Source organism: Bacillus cereus group sp. N11 (assembly GCF_016483605.1).
GTDB classification, from domain to species: domain Bacteria; phylum Bacillota; class Bacilli; order Bacillales; family Bacillaceae_G; genus Bacillus_A; species Bacillus_A toyonensis.
Genome location: NZ_JAEHBN010000013.1, coordinates 88,753 through 108,379 on the forward strand (window position 1 = coordinate 88,753; position 19,627 = coordinate 108,379).

Below are 19,627 nucleotides of genomic sequence, written 5' to 3' on the forward strand. Positions count from 1 at the left end.
CGTTGGGAAAAGTTAGACTCGAAAAATATAACTAACAGCAAGAAGACAAGACCAAAGAAAAGTACTAATAAAATTTGGTTAAATGGTCACTTGTTTAGTGGCCATTTTGCTATTTGAAGGAGGCTGGGAGATTACAAGTGTTGAGTTTAGTAATGAAGATCTTAAGAAAACCGAAAATAGAAGATGTCGTATGTAACATACAAAACAACGAAGGAGATAAAGAAGCGTTTATCGTACAGTATCAGCCTTTTATTAGAAAATCAATCTCGTCTGTCTGCCGCCGATATATTACAGAACAGGATGATGAATATAGCATTGGATTGTTTGCATTTAACGAAGCAATTGAACAGTATTCATATACAAAAGGAAAATCCTTTTTAGCGTTTGCTGATCTTCTTATAAAAAGAGATGTAATTGACTATATACGCAAGGAGTCTAAACATAATCTTGTCTTTTTAAAAGAAGATAAGCAAGAGGAAATGTTAGAAATGCAAGTGTCGCTTACGGAGTATATGAAAGAGATGGAAAATAGTAACCGTAAGGAGGAAATTCTTCATTTTCAAAATGTGCTAGCTGAGTTTAAAATCACATTTTCAGAGCTTGCTAAAGAATCTCCTAAGCATCGTGATACGCGTGAACATTTAATAGAAATAGTAAAGATAATTATAAAAGACGAGGAAATGATGGAAGAGCTGTTCCGAAAGAAAAAGCTACCGCTTAAACATATTGAACCGCGTGTTAGGGTAAGTCGTAAAACGTTAGAGAGGCATAGAAAATATATCATTGCAATGTGTATTATCTTTGCAAACAACTATACATACATTCTTGATTATATAAGAGGAGGGAAGCATGATGAATAAAGGAATTGTAATGGATATAAAAAAACATAGCGTAGTTGTTTTAACACAAAATGGAGAGTTTATTACGTGTAAAAGAAAAGAGAATTCTTACATGGTTGGGGAGGAAATCTCATTTGATGAGCAAGAGCAAAGAGCATCGCGTTTTTCGATGCCTTCTTTCTTAAAGCCTGCATCATTACTTGTTGCTTGTTTTCTATGCGCGTTGTTATTTTTCTACAACCAACCGGAAGAAAAAGTATTTGCTTATGTCTCAGTTGATATAAATCCAAGTTTAGAGGTGAGTGTAACAAAGGATCTTCGTGTTATAGATTTGCAAGCTTGTAATGATGATGGAAGGCGTATTTTAAAAGAAATAAAACGGTGGGAAAATAAACAGTTGCAAGACGTAATACGTACTATTATAAAGCAAAGTCAAGAAGATAAGTATTTAACGAATGATAAACAAGTGATGCTAACAGCTGTTACAAAAGATAAGGCGTTACAACCACAGTTAGAAAAGGAAATGAAGGAATTAAAGAAAGAATATGAAATAAAACATGTTACAGTCGTATATCAAAGCAGTACGTTGGAAGTGCGAGAGAATGCTAGGAAAGCAGGAATTGGCACAGGTGTCTATATAAAGCAAGAGGAAGAGAAGAAAAAAGCGCTTACTCCACCTGCCTTGCCGTCTAATCAAGTGGAAAACGAAGAAGAGGTGCAATCGCAGCCAAAGTCATCTCCTGATGCATCAGCGGACTTGTCTTCTGTAAAAGAAAAAAAATACGAGAAGCCAGAGCAGAAAGAACAAAAGAAAACCGAGGAACAGCCATCGAAGCAAATAAAAGAAAGTAATGGTAGAGGATCTCAGCAAGAAAATAATGGAAATCAACAAGAGAATAACGGAAGAGGGTCTCAACAAGGAAATAATGGAAATCAGCAAGGGAACAACGGAAGAGGGTCTCAACAAGGAAATAATGGGAATCAACAAGGGAATAACGGAAGAGGGTCTCAACAAGGAAATAGAGGACATCAGTAAGGGAATGAAAAGAAGAATCCATAAAAAATGGAAGTGAGAGATTTATTTCAAAGCTAATAGGATTTATTATTCTATATTTCTATTAAGAAGGGGTATGTAAAAGATATAATGAAGAAAAAAATTCAACAAGAGAAAGATAAAGTAAAGCCTGTTTTTTATGATCCGAAAGGAAGAAGAAACATAGCTTTTAGTTGGTTGCTATGTATCGCAATAGTTAGCTTAAGTATTGTATTTTATTTTTTCTTTCAAAGTATTTTTTCAACGCCAGAAATTCCAAATATGAATACCGCTGTACAACAAGATAATAAACTTGTACCTATTAATCAAAAACTTAGTGATCAGCAGTTAAAGAAGGAAGAATTCAAACCAAGTACCGAAACGAAGGATAATAAAAATTTGGTTAATACGTCGAACGATAGTAAAAACTCTAAAGAAGTTTATGGTTTTTATGTAAACTGGGATGAAAATAGTACAGCTTCTTTAAAAGAAAATATCGATTCCTTAACTACGTTAGTACCAGAGTGGTATCATTTAAAAGCAGATTTAACGATTAGAAGTGAGATAAAACCTGAGATAGTAAAGTTGGCAGAAAAAAATCAAGTGAAGATTATGCCTTTGCTTACTAACTATACTGAGGAAGCTTCAAGCCCTGATAGTGGACTTGTTCATAAGTTACTGAATTCCCCAGATGATGTAAAGACAAAGTTTATTAATGATTTAGTAAAGCAAGTTGAAAAGAATCGATTTTCGGGTATTAATATTGACTTTGAGGCAATACCCGAGAGCGATAGAGAAAACTTAACAAAATTCATGCAGGAACTTACTACGGTCTTTCATAAACATCATTTGCTCGTTACGCAAGATGTCCCTGCTAATGATACAGCTTTCGATTATGGTGCGTTAGCCAAAGTAATAGATCGAATGATTGTAATGATGTATGACGAGCACTATGGTGCAGGGGCGCCAGGACCAATTGCTTCAAATAAATGGTTCGAACATACGCTCAATGAACTAGATATACCGTCTGAGAAACTTATAGTTGCTTTCGGTAACTATGGATATGATTGGGAAGTGAATAGTAAAGAAGCTGCGAAGTCTTTAACTTTTTCAGAAGTTATGGCAATGGCTCACGATTCAAATATAAAAATTCAATGGGATAAGATGAGTGGAAACCCTTATTTTCGATATAAAACAGAAGAGAAAGAACATACTGCTTGGTTCTTAGATAGTGTTACTCTTTATAATCAAGTGAAAATAGCAATGAACAACAATGCAAAGGGGTTTGCACTATGGAGATTAGGAGCAGAAGATCCTACTATATGGAAAGTTTTAAAAAATCCGATTGAAGTACAAAATAATCCTGATGCATTACATAAAATTGCTAGTTTAGATGAAGTGAATTATTCAGGACAAGGTGAAATTTTACAGATTGAGAATGAAAGACAAAATGGATTAAGAGATTATAAAGCAGGTAAAAATGGTTATCTTACAGATGAAGTATATCAATCATTACCATCTGCATACGAAGTGCAACGTTATGGAAAACCAAAAGGAAAACAAGTAGTATTAACATTTGATGATGGACCAGATCCTAAATACACACCGGAAATTCTAGATATATTAAAAGAGAATAATATAAAAGCAGCTTTTTTTGTACTTGGTGAAAACGCGCAACTAAATGCTAGTATTGTGAAAAGAATATACGATGAAGGACATGAAATAGGTAATCATACCTTCAAGCATCCTAACGTAGCTAATACGTCTTTACTACGAACAAAAGTAGAGCTGAATACAACGCAACGTCTAATTCAAGAAATAACTGGACATTCTACTGTTTTATTTAGGCCACCATATGAAGCGGATGCTAATCCAGATTCATCAAATGAAATAATGCCTATTTTGCGTGCGCAAAATATGAACTATACAATGGTGGCAGAAAAAGTTGATCCTGAGGACTGGGCGACGCCATCAACAAATGAATTGGTAAAGCGTACTCTTAATCCGATTTATAAGGGAGAGGGAAATATTATTCTTCTTCATGATGCAGGAGGGAATCGTACCCATACGGTAGAGGCGCTACCGATCATTATTAAAGACCTTAAAAAGCATGGATATAGTTTTGTAACAATTTCAGATTTAATGAATAAAGAACGCGATGAAGTTATGCCACCTGTTTCTTCTGAGGGTAAGCAATATTTACTTTACAATAAAGCTGTCTTTTCAGGAGCGGGATATGCAAAGCATATATTAACAACGATTTTTTATATTGCTATTGGATTAGGTATTTTTCGATTCCTATTTTTAATTTATTTTGCATACAAGCAGAAAAAGACAGTAAGCGCTCGCTTATTTACTAATTCTTCTTATCAACCTTTCGTTACTGTTGTCATAGCAGCATATAATGAAGAAAAGGTGATAGCTAAGACGATTCGCTCCATTTTGGATAGTGATTATAGAGAGTTTGAAGTTATTGTTGTGGATGACGGATCGAAAGATGGTACGTCAAAAGTAATGGAAGAAACATTTTATAAGCATCCTAAAGTTCGTTTAATTCAGAAAGAAAACGGCGGGAAATCATCGGCAATGAATTTAGGGTTTCAGCAATCACGAGGAGAAATCATTGTTACGTTAGATGCGGATACTATTATTGCACAAGATGCTATTTCTTTAATGATTAGACACTTTGAAGATCATAATGTAGCGGCAGTTTCAGGGAATGTTAAAGTTGGAAATAGACGGAATTTATTGACTACTTGGCAACATGTTGAGTATATTACAGGATTTAACTTAGAACGTAGAGCTTTTGATGAGTTAAATTGTATTACAGTTGTTCCTGGAGCGATTGGAGCATGGCGTAAAAAGAATGTAGTTGAATCTGGTTATTTAAGCGAAGACACATTGGCAGAAGATACGGATCTTACTATTACATTTTTACGTCAAGGACATAGAATTGTATATGAAGAAAAAGCATATGCTTTTACGGAGTCACCTGAAGATGTGAAAAGTCTCATTAAACAACGATATCGTTGGTCATACGGTACACTCCAATGTCTTTGGAAACATCGAAAAGCGCTGTTTCATTCCAAATATAAAGCATTAGGATTTATTGCATTGCCCAATATGTGGTTATTCCAATATGTTCTGCAATTTATTGCACCTTTAGCAGATATATTAATGATTATGGGGCTTTTTGGTAGCAATCCGCTAAAAGTATTAGGATTTTATCTTGTATTCTTTGTCATAGATCTTCTCGCTTCACTATTTGCATTTAAATTAGAGAAAGAGAATCCAAAACCATTAGCATGGTTAATTTTACAACGCTTTATTTATCGTCAATTTATGACGTATGTAGTCATTAAATCTATATTCTCATCGATTCGAGGAGTAGCAGTAGGGTGGAATAAACTAAAGAGAATGGGGAGTGTTAAACATTCCACGGAACATAAGGAGGCATCATAAGAGAGCAGATTATCTGCTCTCTTTTTCATTGATTTTAGCTAGTTGAATATAGAGTAGTAACATAAAACCTTCTGCTTCCATAACGAAATTTCTATTCATTACTGATAGTGAAACGTTATGTTAAGACACTCCTTTGTTTTCGGGGTAAAGTTTTTTTATATTTTTTTAAAATGACGGACACAAAAACATATATGCTTACGAATTATATATATGGATATCATTAATATTTATATAAAAGGGGAGAAAGAAACATGAAAGAAAAAAAAGAAATGTATGTAGAAATCGCTGAAGTATTAAAGGTATTGGCACATCCTGTCCGTTTATCCTTAGTAAAAATAATGCTTGCAAAAGGCGCTACAAATGTAACAACAATGTATGGGAATTTACAAATGCCCCAAAGTACAATTAGTCAACATTTATCCAAACTAAAGGCTGCTAAAATCGTAACAGGTACTCGAAAAGGATTAGAAATTTATTATGAGGTAACGGACAATCGTACAAAAGCGATATTAGCAAGCTTAGTTTAAATGCTGACTTTCTAGACTTCAAAATTAAGAAGATGCTACGAAAGTAGTTCTGTGGTTATAATTTTTAAGAGTTTTATACAAGAGCTATATTTATAAGAATATGTAATTTTCTTTCCCTACAGTTAGTTTTTTTGAGAAGTCAGCGTTTTGTTAGCTTCATAGTGATGTGACGATGCATAATGACTATGAAGCTAACAAAATAAATCTCCCAAAAGAATTTTTTGTTTTGGGGGATACTGCCCATGCCTATCAGCCTAATAATTTTATAACACCGCAAAACGAGAGAATGTACATTTTCACATGAAGATGCACATTCTCTCATTTTTGATATAGTTGTATTTTTTAGCTTGATAGCCATATGTGTACTACCACGAATAGAACGGTACCTTTTATATATCTTCTTTCGTAATAGTAACCCCATATTCCCTATAAAAATCTAAAATTGCAGATGGATTCACACCCAAATCTAATAGATTTTCCGGAAAGTAAATTTCAGAATCTGGAACCACAATATCAGATGTTTGTAAAATGTTCTCTGCTTGGACAGCTGCTCCTAAAGCGGTAAGATGGGTCTGTCCTAACGGATCTGATATGTTCACACATCGACTATGCAATACACCAGTAGCATCATAACCTTTAAGGTGAATAACTATGTTATGTGCACTTCCTCTTCCGGGTTTATAGAGAATATTTTTCCGCAAATCGGTAAATTTTTCTCCGCTAATCATTTTCCAAATCCCTGTATTCACCAGAGAGACCAGTCCATATGTAGATATTTTACTATCAAAAGCAATACGAAAGTTAGCCGAAACAGCATGAATTGATTCTGGCAGGGTTACGTGATCAGGAGTATCCAAACGATAACATTTGGTTATATAACCGTTAGGAAAGCGGACTTTGATTGGATCAGTCATTGGATAAGCCTGTCGCATTCCCTCTCCAGCTTTAACTTCAAATGGAATAGTTAACCGGTCCATATATGCTGTTGAATTTGGCCCTGCTTTGTCTTGAAGAGAATATAGTGCGTTGATATCAACCGTAACCTCTTGAAGATCTTTTGAATAAATTTTAGCAAAAAGGGCTGCTGTCCCTCCCATCCACCCTGAAGCTAATACAACAGGGGATTGGACCTCAACATTTTTTAATCGATCAATAGAACTCTTAAAGCGTTCAGTCCAACGAGTAATGTCAACCAATGGAAAATTTTTTCGAACTGCAGATAGAAGTAGTCTATCTTGCGGGTCATTAACTGCATTAACAACTACTGTGAAATTATCATCCAAATTTCTTAAAGGATCATCTGTTGTATTGTCTACATTGACTATTTTTACTCTCTCTGATTCAAAAGGTAACGTTTTCCCTAAGGTTCTTCCCCCTAATCTAATTTCCAAATCAGGATGTCGATCATGTAAAATTTGAGCAATTTGACTACCAACAACACCATACCCACCAACAATTAACACAGTTTTCTTATTCATCTGAAACCTCCATTTTAATTAGTATGAGATTATAAGTTTAAATGATTAAAAACTTAAACATTTCAACATAATGTCGCTAAAAAAAGGGACAAAAGGTGTCCCTAAACTATAAATGAGTACCTAATTCTTACATTCATCTTCAACTAAAGAAACAAGTTCTTTTAAAAGATTTATTGTTTCATTAAATTCAAGACAATAATACATTTCAGTGCCTTTTTTCTGAACTCGAAGTAACCCTGATTGTTTCAATATTTTCAAATGATGAGATACAGTAGGTCTTGACATGGGAATATGCTCCGCAATTTGCGTCACATTCAAGCTATCTTTATCAATTAAAAGCGATACAATTTGCTGACGAGTTGGATCTCCCAACCCTTGGAAACATGGTCTTAAATTTTCTAAAATATGCATTACTTTATCATTACAGTTCATTTCGTTAACATTACCTTCCGTTTAATAATTTAATCATTTAAACGTATTATAAATTACATTACTATCTAGTGCAATAAAGAAGTAGCACCAACTTTAAGCATAAATATAGAAAGTTTCATAAACAACCATTTTTGATTTTCCAGATTTGTAAGAATGTCGGTTCTTTTTTCTGTAACAATTGCCAAATCCATTCCAGCTACAACCAGGATAAACACACGAAATTCACGAAACCTATATCGGATTGTATCAAAAGCTTCCAACTCAAGTGATCCTGCTTCGCTTGTTTATCCTCCTACAGAAAAACGGGTGAAAGTTCCACTGTTAAGAGAAAAAGACAGTCTTTAATATTTTAGGTATGGAGAAAAGTGTTCTTTAATGGTAGAATCAGGTAACTCTAAAGATCATGTTGAATTGTTTAATGAAGCTGTGCGTAATGAAGGATTAAGGAAACTGGAAAGAATTGTAATTCTACATTGGCACTGGGATCATATTTTAGGGATGCATGCAGTGGAAGGAATTACAATTGCCCACAAAAGAACGAATGATAAATTAGCAGAATTGGCTATGTGGGAATGGACAGATTCTGAAATGAAAAAGAGAGTAGCAGAGGTTGAGATTGAATTTGTAGATACTTGTATACGTAAAGAGTATCCTTTGTTATCTGAAATAGGAGTAGTGACTTCCGATATTTCCTTCAACGGTTATATGGAAATTGATTTAGGAGGTATTGTTGCACAATTACATCATGTAACCTCTCCACATAGTGACGATTCTGTTTACATATTTGTACCTCAAGAAAAAGTATTATTTATTGGCGATGCTGTTGGAGTGGATTATTATAATAATTGCCACTTAGATAAAGAAAAATTGAGGTCTTTAATTACAGCGATGGAAGGATTTGATTTTGATATTTGTGTAGTAGGGCGTGCTGAGCCAGTAAGCAAATCAAATCTTGTTAATATCATGAATTTTCTACTGGAACGTTAAGAAAGATTGTGCCCCCATAATTCTAGTTTTCTTCTTTATTAACTCTTAAAAGTATGAATCTATATCAAATGGGGGTAATCTATTTTCTTAACTTAATAGTTATGTGACAATACTCCTATTACAAAATTTCAAAAGAATTCTTTGTATAGAAGATGTAACAAAGTAGGTAGAATTCTTTTAGTCATTTAATCTTTTCATCTGATGATCTTTTCCCCATTCAAATAGTTCATTCATAATATGCATTAAAGATTTTCCGTGTTCACTTAGTGTGTACTCAACCTTTGGTGGTACTTCTTGATATACGGTACGATGGATAATCCCATCAGCTTCAAGTTGCCGCAGTTGCTGTGTAAGAACCTTTTGTGTAAGGTTTGGAATTTCTCGTTTAATTTCATTTGTTCGCATTTTTCCATCCATCAAAACACATAAAATATAAACTTTCCATTTTCCGCCGATTACATCGAGTGTCGTTGCAATTGGGCAGTCATCATTTTGATTCATAAAACACCTCCAAAGGTACCTCAAGGTTCCTATAGTACCTGAAAGTACGTACTTTTCAATTATATGTGACTCATTCATACTAATACTAAAGGGTTTGAATTATTTATAAGGGGGAAGAAAATATATGAAAACACTTGTAATTGTAGCACATCCTGATATTGAAAAGTCTCGAATTAATAAAAGATGGGTAGAAGAACTTGAGAAACATTCTGATGAAATTACGGTGCATGAACTATATAAAGCGGCACCAAATTGGGAGTTTAATGTTGAAGAGGAACAAAAGCTATTAGTAGAACACGACCGATATATATTTCAATTTCCATTCTACTGGTACAGCTCACCACCACTATTAAAAAAATGGTTTGACGATGTATTAACATATGGATTTGCTTACGGATCTAAAGGGGATAAAGTGAAGGGAAAAGAGTTTGGTGTAGCTATTTCTATAGGTGGATTAGAAACAGACTATGAAAATAGCGGGATCACAATGATTGAGTTGACGAAACCATTTCACGCTACAAGCTTATACACGGGAATGGAATTTATACCTTCGTTTTATTTATATGGTGCAGAATATAAGCTAAGTGATGAAGAGATTAATAATAGTGCGCCTGAGTATGTGCAATATGTGATGAATAAGAAGTATTCTAATATATAAGGAGAAATAGCCATTTACTTGATAAGTAGATGGCTATTTTTAAATCCCGCTATTTGTGGACAGCAGGACTCCTACCTCAAAAATCAGCGAATACGAGGGAGTTAGGTGAGATTTGGGCTGCCTGCAAAAGCCCGATTGGTGAGGGCTGATTAAAGTTTCACTTTATTCGTTTTAAATTCACTAAGTGTAATCTTTAGTAAATTAATAGTTAATCTGATAAAATAAAAACCCTAACATATATAAAGGGGAGTTTTACTTGAGAACGATGCGACAATTATTACAAAAGAGAGCAATGCAATCACCAAATTTGGAAGCGCTTGTAGGCGGAGAAAAAAGATATTCATTTCAGCAGTATAATGAACGAGTAAATCAGTTTGCGCATTATTTGTTACATAACGGTGTGCAAAGAGGGGATCGTATAGGAATCTTATGCAAAAATAATCACCCGTTTCCAAGCGTTATGATGGCAAGCTTAAAAATTGGAGCGGTATTTATTCCGCTAAATCATCAGCTTACTGTTTATGAACTAGAAACGATTGTAAAAGAAGCGAAATTAAAAGTATTAGTTATTGATGAAGAATTTAGTGAAATTTTATTAAAAATTGATGCCGTTAAAGAAATTCCTTATGTAATTAAAACGACAAAAGAAGGCTTCGGTTCATTTGAATTAAAATTACAAGAACAGCCGATGACAGAACCGAACGTAGAAGTTCATGAAGATGATGATGCAATTTATTTATTTACTTCAGGAACGACTGGACAGGCAAAAGCATGTGTAATTGGTCATAAAAACTTACATCACTATTTTGCTGAGGTTGCGGGACAAAGAGAAATTCCAGCAGGTGAACGCTTTTTATCCGTGCATCCATTGTTTCATATGAGTGGCGTGCTTTCTATTTTAAATTGCATTTATCATGGTGTTACGATGATTTTCTTAGCTGATTCGAATCCTACTCTTATTTGGGATAAGATTGAAGAAGAGAAAATTACTACGATGCTTGCATTCCCGGCTGTTTATAGCTACATGCTTGATGAACTAAATAAAAAAGAACGTAACATTTCAACCTTTAAAGTAGCACAAAGCGGTGGAACAAAAGTGCCAGAAACGCTCATTCAAAAATATTTGGAAAAAGGAATCTATATGGTGCAAGGCTATGGTAGTACAGAAGGTTGGGTTGTAACTTCATGGCATCCAATGATGGGAAAAGAAAAGATGTCTTCTGTAGGGAAAACACTAAAACATGTAGAGTTAAAAATTGTTCACCCAGAAACAGGACATGAACTAACAACAAATGAAGTTGGAGAGATACATGTAAGAAGTCCATACATGTTTAAAGGGTATTGGAATAATGAAAAGGCGACAAAGAAGGTAGTAAAAGATAATTGGTTTAACATGGGCGATGCTGGCATGATAGATGACGATGGATTCTTGCATATTATGGGAAGATATAAAGATGTTATTATACGCGGTGGTGACAACGTATATCCAGACCAAGTAGAAGATATTATTCATGAAATACATGGTGTTTTAGAAGTTGCAGTAGTTGGAGTTCCCAATGATTTTTGGGGAGAGGTTCCAACAGCGTATATTGTAAAAGACATTCAAACATTTTTAACAGAAGAAGAGATTATGCAGCATTGTAAAGAAAAATTGGCAAGCTATAAAATACCAGAAGTTGTATTTATGGAAGAATTACCGAAAAATGCTTTAGGGAAAGTGTTGAAGAGGGAATTAAGGGATGCTTTTTTTGCGAAATAAAAAGGGTATTAAATAATGAGAAATCCAGTTATGTAGTATGTATAACTGGATTTTTGTTTATAAAAAACATAATAATTTACTAAATTTTGTATTTTGTGTAAGATGATAAAGAATATTCAATCAATAACCGAGGGTGAGATATAAATGAAACTTCAGGTGAATGTATTGAACCAGGGGTAGGGGAAACGAAGTGGTGAAGAACGATCTTACAGTTATCAAAAATTTATTTGGCTCTTCTAAAAAAGTATTAAATGGCTTACCAAATGCAGTCACAATTGAAGAAATAGAAGAGGATGTTCTTTATGATGTACAAACTTATACAGAGAAGATATGTAGATTTGAAGAGGTTTGTTTTAACTGGGAGTTAAAAAGAGCGAGTATTGTATTAAACAAAAGGTTTAATGGTTATAACTCAAGTGCGAGAGTGTTACTTGATGCAGGTTTTTCTTTGCACGCAGCAAAAATAGAAGTGTGTAGAGGGTTAAACAATGTAGAGGCGCTTGAAAAACAATATACATATTGTTCAATAGAAGAAACATTATCAGAAAAAGAATTTAAATATATTTGGGAACAATGTATGTTGGATTCAGGGAATCAAACTTCAATTTTAACTATCGATGAGCATTTTTATTCAGTGCAAACAGAGTTAGGTAAGGGCTGGGAAAAGTCATGTATTGTTTTTTATGATAAAAATGAGCCAATTGGTATGTCCATACCGCATATAGAATCTGGAACAGAAAGTGAAGGACGGTTATTTTATTTTGGGGTAATGCCTTATTGTCGCGGGAAAGGAATTGCTTCCCAACTACATCTTCAATCTCTACATATGTTAAAGGAAATGGGTGCTACTTATTATATTGGGAGCACACATACGTCGAATCAAAAGATGCAGAGGATATTTTGGAGAAATAATTGTTTGTTGAAAACGGAGATAGAGCTTTATTATAAAATTTTTAATGAGGGTTAGAAAAAGCCCGGCATATAACCGGGACTTCTCCTTATCTATTCAACACTTCAATATATGAAGCATTTCCCGTTGTTCTTAAAGCGGAGCGAAAATTATTATTTTCTAAAGTCTCAGCAACTTGTTTTAATTGCTGCGCATCATCGTGGTGAATAAGTAAACTGTCTGCGCCACTTTCTTCTATATGAATGTGTTCGACATTTCCAATCGCATCATGTACAGCTTTTAAAAATTCAGGTTTCATATTGTCCTCCTATATGTATGTAACGTTGTTATTTAGTATTTCCTTATTTATGAAATATAAAAGTAAATGAAAGGAGAAATGAAAATGAATATAACGCAGTTTAACGAACATATAAAATCGCTATTTGGAGAGCATCTTCATAAATACGGCGATGATGAATATGGTTATACTCATATAAGTAAAGAGGAGTTTCATAAAATCGGTTACACAACAAATTTGACACTAGAGACGATTGAGGAAGCGTATAAAAATGGAGTCGATATGATAGTTACACATCATGCTCCTTGGAGTTTTTTGTTTGGCATGGAAGAGGCTTGTATTGAGAAATTAAAACAATATGAAATGAATCATTTTTGGATTCATTTGCCGTTAGATTTTGTTGAATTTGGTACGTGTACGTCATTATTTAAGGAAATGGGGATAGATACAATTCTAGAATACTCTACGTATGAGGAAGAGGAATTACCTGGAATAGGAGAATTTGAAGAAGCGATTGCATTTTCAAACTTGGTTGAAAAACTTGAAGAAAGAATGGAAGAGAAAGTGAAGAGCTGGAGGAATCACGATAAACCAATAAAACGGATTGCGATTTTAACTGGTGCAGGTAACAATACAAATTTGATTGAGCGAGCATTAGAAAAAGGTTGTGATACGTATATAACAGGAGAAAAAACATTATATACAGTGCAACATGCAAAATTTAAAGGTATCAACTTAATAGTAGGTAGCCACACATTTACAGAAGTGTTTGGTGTAGAAAGTTTGGCTCGTAAATTACAAGAGAGAGATCGTGCAATAGAAATTACTAGATTAAATGAAGATCATTTGGAATAAAGAAATCGCATCGCAATATCATAAATGGAATGAATTATATGATGAAGTAATGAAAGTGTAATTTGTTATATTAAGATGGGTGGGAGGAATCCCCTTATGTCTGTCAAATAATAGTAAAGTTTCCTTTTGAATTAAGGGAATATTCAGAGTGCAAGGGTGAGGGAATGGACATTTCAATAATCGCTGCACAACTAGTTAAAGAGAAGGTTATTTTACATTATCCAAAAAACATGAAAGGTTTGAACGGGGGAACGACAAGTACGATATATTTGTTGGATGAACAATACGTTGTAAAACTGAATGAATCGGATGTAATACGTGAAGAAGCTTATTTTCTTCAGTTTTATAAAAAGAATGATGCGTTTCCAAAGCTTTTATATAAGGATCCGTTAAGTCGATATATTGTTTATTCATTTCTTGAGGGGACTACTTCGTGCAAATCTGGCCATAAACGAAGTATACTGTGCAAACTTGTAAAGGATGTTATCAATAAGTATGAAAAAATTCCAAAGGTGAGTGGCTGGGGATGGAAGGACAGTACGGTTCAATCTTGGAATGAATTTTTAACAGTAACTGTGATGGAAGCTCACGAAAATGTAAAGTCGTACATAAGTGATGAAGAATGTAGACTTGTTTTTAAGTTAGCAAATAGTCCGAATAGAGGGGCTGGAATAGATGAGCCATTTTTATTACATGGCGATTTCGGATTCCATAATTTTATAGTTCAAGAGAATAGGTTACATGGAGTAATTGATCCTTTACCAGTATTAGGAGATCCTATATACGATTTAATTTACGCGTTTTGTTCAACTCCGGAAGATTTAACGAAAGAAGCAATTGATTATGTGATGAAACAAAGTGTATTTCATAGAAAAGACCGTAATTTATATGAAGAAATGGTCATAGGTTTATATTTGCGGATAGATACGTGTTTAAGACACCACCCGAAAGATTTAGAAGATTATTTAGCAGCTTGGCGTTATTGGATGGGCGAGGTTGAGACTACTTTATAGCACAAATATTTTTGGGGAGATGGTGAGATGAATATTGCAGAAGCGAAAAAGGATTTAGCAATCAAAACGAAGAGAGGATTACCGATTATATTAGCTGGTGTTTTATTTTGGATGGTTATGAGTATAACGGGCTTTGTTCTTTCTGAAAAACAAGTGGTGTGGGTATATTTAATCGGTATGGGATGTGTGTTTCCTGTCGGCTTAATGATAGCTGCTATATTGAAAATTGATATGTTTGCGAAAGGAAATCCGTTAGGGATTTTGGCAGGATTAATTGGTGGGATAAATGTATTGAATATTCCGCTTGTATTACTTGCCTATTTTCAATTTCCAGAATGGTTACCTTTTGTAGTAGCAATGTTAATAGGTGTTCATTTTATCCCGTACGTATGGATTTATGAAAGCAAAAGTTATGGTCTATTGTCAGTAGGGACTGTATTCGTGACGTCAGTTTGCGGGATTCTGTTTGCAGAAAAAGGATTTACGGTGATTCCATTGTCGGTTACAGCTGTTTATTTACTTACTTATATAAGTTTATTAATTGAAAATAAAAAAGCAGATCAGTATCAACAAAAATCAGCTTAATAAAAATATAGGGATAGGGGGAATTATGATGAAAAATTTCGTTTGTACAACGTGTGGTGTGGAGTATGCAGCGAGTGTAGAGGAACCGGTGAGTTGTCATATTTGTGATGAAGAAAGGCAATATGTGAATCCGAAAGGGCAGTCTTGGACGACTTTAGAAAACTTGCAAATAAGTGATACATATAAAAATGAAATAATCGAAGAAGAAAACGGGCTTTATAGTATTACGACAAAACCAGGGTTTGCGATCGGTCAAACAGCATTTGTAGTGAAAATAGAATCATATCGATTACTATGGGACTGCATTACTTATTTAGATGAAATGACAATTGCGAAAATAAAAGAGCTTGGCGGATTAGATGCAATTGCATTGTCTCATCCTCATTATTATTCAACGCAAGTAGAATGGGCAGAGACATTTGATGTACCAATTTATATACACGAAGATGATAAAGAGTGGGTGATGCGCCCGAGTAGTCGTATTATTTATTGGTCTGGTGAGTCTTTACAATTAGCTGATGGATTGGTCATTCATCGTTTAGGAGGTCATTTTAAAGGTGGATCTGTCTTACATTGGGAAGAAGGTAATGATGGAAAAGGAATTTTGTTAACAGGTGATATTATTCAAGTTGTAGCGGATGAGCGATGGGTAAGTTTTATGTACAGCTATCCAAACTTAATTCCATTACCAGCGAGAAAAGTGGAAGAAATGGTGAATCGAGTGAAGTCGTTACAGTTTAATCGTTTATACAACGCTTTTCATCGCGTAGTAAAAGAGAATGCAAATGAGGCAGTGGAACGTTCTGCTGAAAGATATATTAAGGCGGTAGAAGGAAAGTTATTTCATACGTAAAAGGAGAGCAAGTCTAATGAAAACGTTAGTATGCTTCGGTGATAGTATTACAGCTGAAGATGTATTTTTTGATGGTACACCTAGATTAACACCAAGGTTACAAAGGATATTCTCAAATTGGGAAGTGGTGAATGCAGGTGTTCCAGGTGATAATACATTCGATGCGTTAAATAGGATTGAAGAAGATGTATTATCACATAAACCAGATTTCGTAACAGTTTTTCTTGGCACGAATGATGCAGTTTCTTTTTCACAAGGGTCATTACAAGCATACAAAGAAAATTTAGAGAAGATTGTGAACCATATTTCGTCAGGTAAAGTACTGCTTATTAGTCCTGCACCAGTTGATGAAGAAAGACAGCATAATAGAACAAATAAAGTGCTCGGTCAGTATGCAGACGTGGTAGAGGAAGTGGCGAAAGAAACAGGAAGCTATTTTCTAAATTTGTATGCTGAAATGATTCAAGAACGGAATTATAAAACATTTGTAGAAAATGATGAAAGAGATGGGCTACACTTTGGACCAGCAGGGTATGAGTATGTAGCGAAGTTGATTGGTGAAAAGTTAAAAGGGATTTTATAAAAAAGCAAAGCGATATCGCTTTGCTTTTCATTGTTTTTAGTAGTCAATCTAGAAATGCTTGCTGCAATGCTTTCAGTCCATCGCTGTAGATGCTATGAAACAGATTTATTGCCTCTTCATCACTAACCTCTACAGGGGTGAAAGTGCCAGACCACTCTACTAATGATGTGTTACTTTCAGTACCTTCTTTCACCTGGATTGTAGATAGATAATTAGTGACTGGGAATGGTGCATTCATGATTGAATACGTGTAGTAGCGTTCTTTCTCATTGAATACTTCTAAGCGTTCTATAATCGTATCACCATCTGGATTAGCTAGGTGACGTACACGACCGCCTTCCGTTAATTTACTGCTAGGTATATAAGGTAACCAGTCTGGAAGGGAGTTGAAACCGCCTATTAATTGCCATACTTGTTCAGGTGAACCGAACACTTCCATAGATGTAGTAGTATGTGCCATGTTCATTACGCTCCTTTTTATCTCGATATTTGCGAGCAAATAATCAGTGGTGGATGACCCCACTGATTAAGGTTTCAAATTATTTTACGTTGATTGGTAGTGGTGCATTAGGTGCTACTAGTTTTTGTTCGCGCATTTCTTCCCAGAATGCTACTGGAATTATTGTGTTTAAGGCGTTTTGATCTTCTACAATTCGTTCTGGTTTACTTGCACCAGGAACAACAGCAGCAACTGCTGGATTTGCTAATGAAAATTGTAATGCAGCAGCTTTGATGCTGATTTCGTGACGATCTGCAAGAGCTTTGATTTTCTCAACTTTTGCAATAATTTCTGGCGATGCTTTTTGATATTCGAAGTGAGCACCTCCAGCAAGAATACCTGAGCTATATGGGCCACCAACAACAATATCCATATTATGCTTAACAGCTGCAGGCATTACTCGTTGCAATGCACGCTCGTGGTCTAGTAATGAATAACGACCAGCTAGTAAAGATATATTTGGCTTCGCTTCTTCTAAATCAAGCATAAGTTCAATCGATTCTACTTTGTTTACTCCAAGTCCCCAGCCTTTAATGACGCCTTCTTCACGTAAGCGTGTTAGCGCACGGAATGCTCCTGTTCGAGCAATTTCAAATTGTGAAATCCACTCATCACCATAAAAGTCTTGTGCTAAATCATGAATGAAAACAAAGTCTAGTCGATCTGTTTTTAAACGTTTCAAACTTTGCTCGATAGAACGAAGTGTTGCATCTGCGCTATAATCATTGATCATTTTATTTTTACGACCAAATTCGAAGAGTCCACCTTTTTCACCTAAATCACGTGCAGATGGATCTTCTAGTTCATCTGAAATCGTTCGACCTACTTTTGTGCTTAAAAAGTAATCATCACGATTTCTTTTTGATAGTGCTTCACCAAGACGAATCTCCGCTAAGCCAGATCCATAAAGTGGAGCTGTATCAAAGTAACGAACGCCATTCTCCCAAGCAGCATCCACTGTAGCGATTGCTTCTTGTTCTGGGATATTACGGTACATATTTCCTAGTGGTGCTGTACCAAAACCGATTTTTTCATTTAGTAATTTACTCATTATAGATATCCTCCTAAAATATATTTGAAAATCAATATATATATCATTTTATTGTCTGACAAAAGGCATGATAAAAGTATATAAACAGTTAAAAAAGTACGTTAGCACTAAAAGATAACATGGGTAATTTCTAACACTGCATGACTCACTCAACTCTTACAAATGCTATTATGAAATGTATTTTACATAATGAAAAGTACGTACTTTAAAGTGATATAGATACTAAAAAGTAATACAGGTACTTTTTGGTGCCGTACTACTCATCTGCTGTTTACGTATGCTATTATGAAACATGTTTAATACAATAAAAAGTACGTACTTTAAGGTGCTATAGATACTTAAAAGTAATATTTAAATCTTTAGCTTAATTGCCTTATAACATTATTAAAGGAGATTTTTATATGAAAACATACAATATTCCTGTAGAGGCGACTTTAGAGGTTATCGGTGGGAAGTGGAAAGTAGTTATCCTTTGTCATTTAAAGAAAGACAAAAAGAGAACGTGCGAATTAAAACAATTAATGTCTGGTATTACGCAAAAAATGTTAACACAACAATTACGGGAACTAGAAGAAGATGGTGTAATCGAAAGAAAAGTGTATAACCAAGTGCCACCAAAAGTAGAATACTCTTTAACTGATTACGGTCATTCTTTAGATTCTATACTCGATTCTCTTTGTAACTGGGGAGAAAATCATCTTGAAAAGAATGGTAACACGTCTATGCTTATAACAGTAGCTGAATAAAGAAGGAAAAAACGAACGAGAATATGTTCGTTTTTTCTTTTTGTATAGAAGGAGATTTTTAAGCGGCATAATTCCTTTTTGGTAATATAGGTACTTTTTTGTGCTGTAGGAACTAAAATGTACCGTATAGAAAATTAGTTATTTTTACGTAACAATAGAGAAGAAATTTAGAAAAAAGGAGGGAGATCGCGTGAAACAATATAATATACCGATAGAAGCAACTTTAGAAATTATCGGTGGAAAATGGAAGGTCGTCATTTTATGTCACTTAACGAAAGGAACGAAGCGAACGAGTGAGTTGCAGCGTCTAATTCCTGAAATTTCTGTTAGAATGTTGACGCAACAATTACGTGAGCTGGAAGATGATGGTGTGATTACACGTGAAATCTATAAAGAAATTCCACCCCGAGTAGAATACTCCTTAACTGATTATGGGTGGTCTTTGCAAAATGTATTAAATCAATTGACCGTATGGGGAGAACAATGCATAGATAGAAAAAATAGTAAAGTTAAGTGAAATCTCTATATGTAATACTAAAAATTTAGAAAGTAAAAGTAAGGATCTATACCATATTAACG

Annotated in this window: 20 protein-coding genes and 2 pseudogenes; 15 read left to right on the plus strand and 7 right to left on the minus strand. The window is 34.5% G+C overall.

From position 1 onward, the window contains the following. Nucleotides 1-137 precede the first annotated feature (137 nt). The 4 genes and pseudogenes from sigI (at nucleotide 138) to JDS98_RS20690 (ending at nucleotide 5,861) form a co-directional block, all read left to right on the plus strand. Nucleotides 138-860, plus strand: coding sequence for an RNA polymerase sigma factor SigI (sigI, locus tag JDS98_RS20675; RefSeq protein WP_033663078.1), 723 nt, complete (start codon nucleotides 138-140; stop codon nucleotides 858-860). Continuing rightward, a pseudogene (locus JDS98_RS20680) lies at nucleotides 850-1,872 on the plus strand (anti-sigma factor domain-containing protein); the annotation flags it as partial. The gene sigI and the pseudogene JDS98_RS20680, both read left to right, overlap by 11 nt. A 111-nt stretch (nucleotides 1,873-1,983) precedes the next feature. Next, nucleotides 1,984-5,334 (plus strand): trifunctional glycoside hydrolase family 18/polysaccharide deacetylase/glycosyltransferase family 2 protein, encoded by a 3,351-nt coding sequence (locus JDS98_RS20685; RefSeq protein ID WP_199634276.1) that lies wholly within the window; start codon nucleotides 1,984-1,986, stop codon nucleotides 5,332-5,334. Nucleotides 5,335-5,585: 251 nt separating this feature from the next. Then, on the plus strand, nucleotides 5,586-5,861 hold the full coding sequence (locus tag JDS98_RS20690; RefSeq protein ID WP_000660068.1) for an ArsR/SmtB family transcription factor: 276 nt from the start codon (nucleotides 5,586-5,588) through the stop codon (nucleotides 5,859-5,861). Nucleotides 5,862-6,250: 389 nt separating this feature from the next. Here JDS98_RS20690 and JDS98_RS20695 read toward each other — a convergent pair whose 3' ends face one another. The 3 genes from JDS98_RS20695 to JDS98_RS20705 all read right to left on the minus strand — a co-directional run bounded on the left by JDS98_RS20695 (nucleotide 6,251) and on the right by JDS98_RS20705 (nucleotide 8,031). Continuing rightward, nucleotides 6,251-7,339 (minus strand): saccharopine dehydrogenase family protein, encoded by a 1,089-nt coding sequence (locus JDS98_RS20695; protein WP_199632189.1) that lies wholly within the window; start codon nucleotides 7,337-7,339, stop codon nucleotides 6,251-6,253. 120 nt (nucleotides 7,340-7,459) lie between these two features. Continuing rightward, nucleotides 7,460-7,771: an ArsR/SmtB family transcription factor gene (locus JDS98_RS20700; RefSeq protein WP_000995770.1), complete on the minus strand. Its 312-nt coding sequence runs from the start codon at nucleotides 7,769-7,771 to the stop codon at nucleotides 7,460-7,462. A 65-nt stretch (nucleotides 7,772-7,836) separates the two neighbouring features. Beyond that, the gene (locus JDS98_RS20705; RefSeq protein WP_087970311.1) at nucleotides 7,837-8,031 is read right to left on the minus strand and encodes a hypothetical protein; all 195 of its coding nucleotides are present in this window, start codon (nucleotides 8,029-8,031) and stop codon (nucleotides 7,837-7,839) included. 109 nt (nucleotides 8,032-8,140) lie between these two features. On the opposite strand from JDS98_RS20705, the pseudogene JDS98_RS20710 reads away from it, so the two are divergent. Beyond that, nucleotides 8,141-8,758: pseudogene (locus JDS98_RS20710) on the plus strand (MBL fold metallo-hydrolase); the annotation flags it as partial. Nucleotides 8,759-8,935: 177 nt separating this feature from the next. Here JDS98_RS20710 and JDS98_RS20715 read toward each other — a convergent pair. Then, nucleotides 8,936-9,259: a winged helix-turn-helix transcriptional regulator gene (locus JDS98_RS20715; protein ID WP_001072968.1), complete on the minus strand. Its 324-nt coding sequence runs from the start codon at nucleotides 9,257-9,259 to the stop codon at nucleotides 8,936-8,938. A 124-nt stretch (nucleotides 9,260-9,383) separates the two neighbouring features. Here JDS98_RS20715 and JDS98_RS20720 point away from each other — a divergent pair, with 124 nt between their 5' ends. The 3 genes from JDS98_RS20720 to JDS98_RS20730 all read left to right on the plus strand — a co-directional run bounded on the left by JDS98_RS20720 (nucleotide 9,384) and on the right by JDS98_RS20730 (nucleotide 12,643). After that, on the plus strand, nucleotides 9,384-9,917 hold the full coding sequence (locus JDS98_RS20720) for an NAD(P)H-dependent oxidoreductase (protein WP_087970313.1): 534 nt from the start codon (nucleotides 9,384-9,386) through the stop codon (nucleotides 9,915-9,917). Nucleotides 9,918-10,173: 256 nt separating this feature from the next. Continuing rightward, complete coding sequence (locus JDS98_RS20725; protein ID WP_199632191.1) at nucleotides 10,174-11,676, plus strand: class I adenylate-forming enzyme family protein; 1,503 nt, start codon at nucleotides 10,174-10,176, stop codon at nucleotides 11,674-11,676. A gap of 190 nt (nucleotides 11,677-11,866) precedes the next feature. After that, entirely contained in the window at nucleotides 11,867-12,643 is a 777-nt protein-coding gene (locus tag JDS98_RS20730; RefSeq protein ID WP_199634277.1) for a GNAT family N-acetyltransferase, read from the plus strand. Between the two features lie 31 nt (nucleotides 12,644-12,674). Here the strand turns inward: JDS98_RS20730 and JDS98_RS20735 are convergent, their stop codons facing one another. Then, nucleotides 12,675-12,884, minus strand: a complete 210-nt coding sequence (locus JDS98_RS20735; protein ID WP_000801649.1) for a hypothetical protein — start codon at nucleotides 12,882-12,884, stop codon at nucleotides 12,675-12,677. 84 nt (nucleotides 12,885-12,968) lie between these two features. On the opposite strand from JDS98_RS20735, the gene JDS98_RS20740 reads away from it, so the two are divergent. From JDS98_RS20740 to JDS98_RS20760, 5 genes are all read left to right on the plus strand, one after another. Beyond that, entirely contained in the window at nucleotides 12,969-13,718 is a 750-nt protein-coding gene (locus JDS98_RS20740; protein WP_070173544.1) for a Nif3-like dinuclear metal center hexameric protein, read from the plus strand. A gap of 164 nt (nucleotides 13,719-13,882) precedes the next feature. Further along, entirely contained in the window at nucleotides 13,883-14,731 is an 849-nt protein-coding gene (locus tag JDS98_RS20745; protein ID WP_199634278.1) for a phosphotransferase, read from the plus strand. A 27-nt stretch (nucleotides 14,732-14,758) separates the two neighbouring features. Continuing rightward, a complete protein-coding gene (locus JDS98_RS20750) occupies nucleotides 14,759-15,316 on the plus strand; it encodes a DUF7010 family protein (protein ID WP_087948727.1) in 558 nt (185 codons plus the stop codon). 25 nt (nucleotides 15,317-15,341) lie between these two features. Next, nucleotides 15,342-16,169, plus strand: a complete 828-nt coding sequence (locus JDS98_RS20755) for an MBL fold metallo-hydrolase (RefSeq protein WP_199634279.1) — start codon at nucleotides 15,342-15,344, stop codon at nucleotides 16,167-16,169. Between the two features lie 16 nt (nucleotides 16,170-16,185). Then, nucleotides 16,186-16,752, plus strand: a complete 567-nt coding sequence (locus tag JDS98_RS20760; RefSeq protein WP_199634280.1) for an SGNH/GDSL hydrolase family protein — start codon at nucleotides 16,186-16,188, stop codon at nucleotides 16,750-16,752. A 43-nt stretch (nucleotides 16,753-16,795) separates the two neighbouring features. Here the strand turns inward: JDS98_RS20760 and JDS98_RS20765 are convergent, their stop codons facing one another. Next, nucleotides 16,796-17,212, minus strand: coding sequence for an SRPBCC family protein (locus JDS98_RS20765; protein WP_097959805.1), 417 nt, complete (start codon nucleotides 17,210-17,212; stop codon nucleotides 16,796-16,798). Nucleotides 17,213-17,291: 79 nt separating this feature from the next. Next, nucleotides 17,292-18,302: an aldo/keto reductase gene (locus JDS98_RS20770; RefSeq protein WP_087970318.1), complete on the minus strand. Its 1,011-nt coding sequence runs from the start codon at nucleotides 18,300-18,302 to the stop codon at nucleotides 17,292-17,294. Nucleotides 18,303-18,703: 401 nt separating this feature from the next. On the opposite strand from JDS98_RS20770, the gene JDS98_RS20775 reads away from it, so the two are divergent. After that, entirely contained in the window at nucleotides 18,704-19,048 is a 345-nt protein-coding gene (locus JDS98_RS20775; RefSeq protein ID WP_087970319.1) for a winged helix-turn-helix transcriptional regulator, read from the plus strand. A gap of 190 nt (nucleotides 19,049-19,238) precedes the next feature. Further along, nucleotides 19,239-19,565 (plus strand): winged helix-turn-helix transcriptional regulator, encoded by a 327-nt coding sequence (locus JDS98_RS20780; protein WP_098911667.1) that lies wholly within the window; start codon nucleotides 19,239-19,241, stop codon nucleotides 19,563-19,565. Nucleotides 19,566-19,627 lie beyond the last annotated feature (62 nt).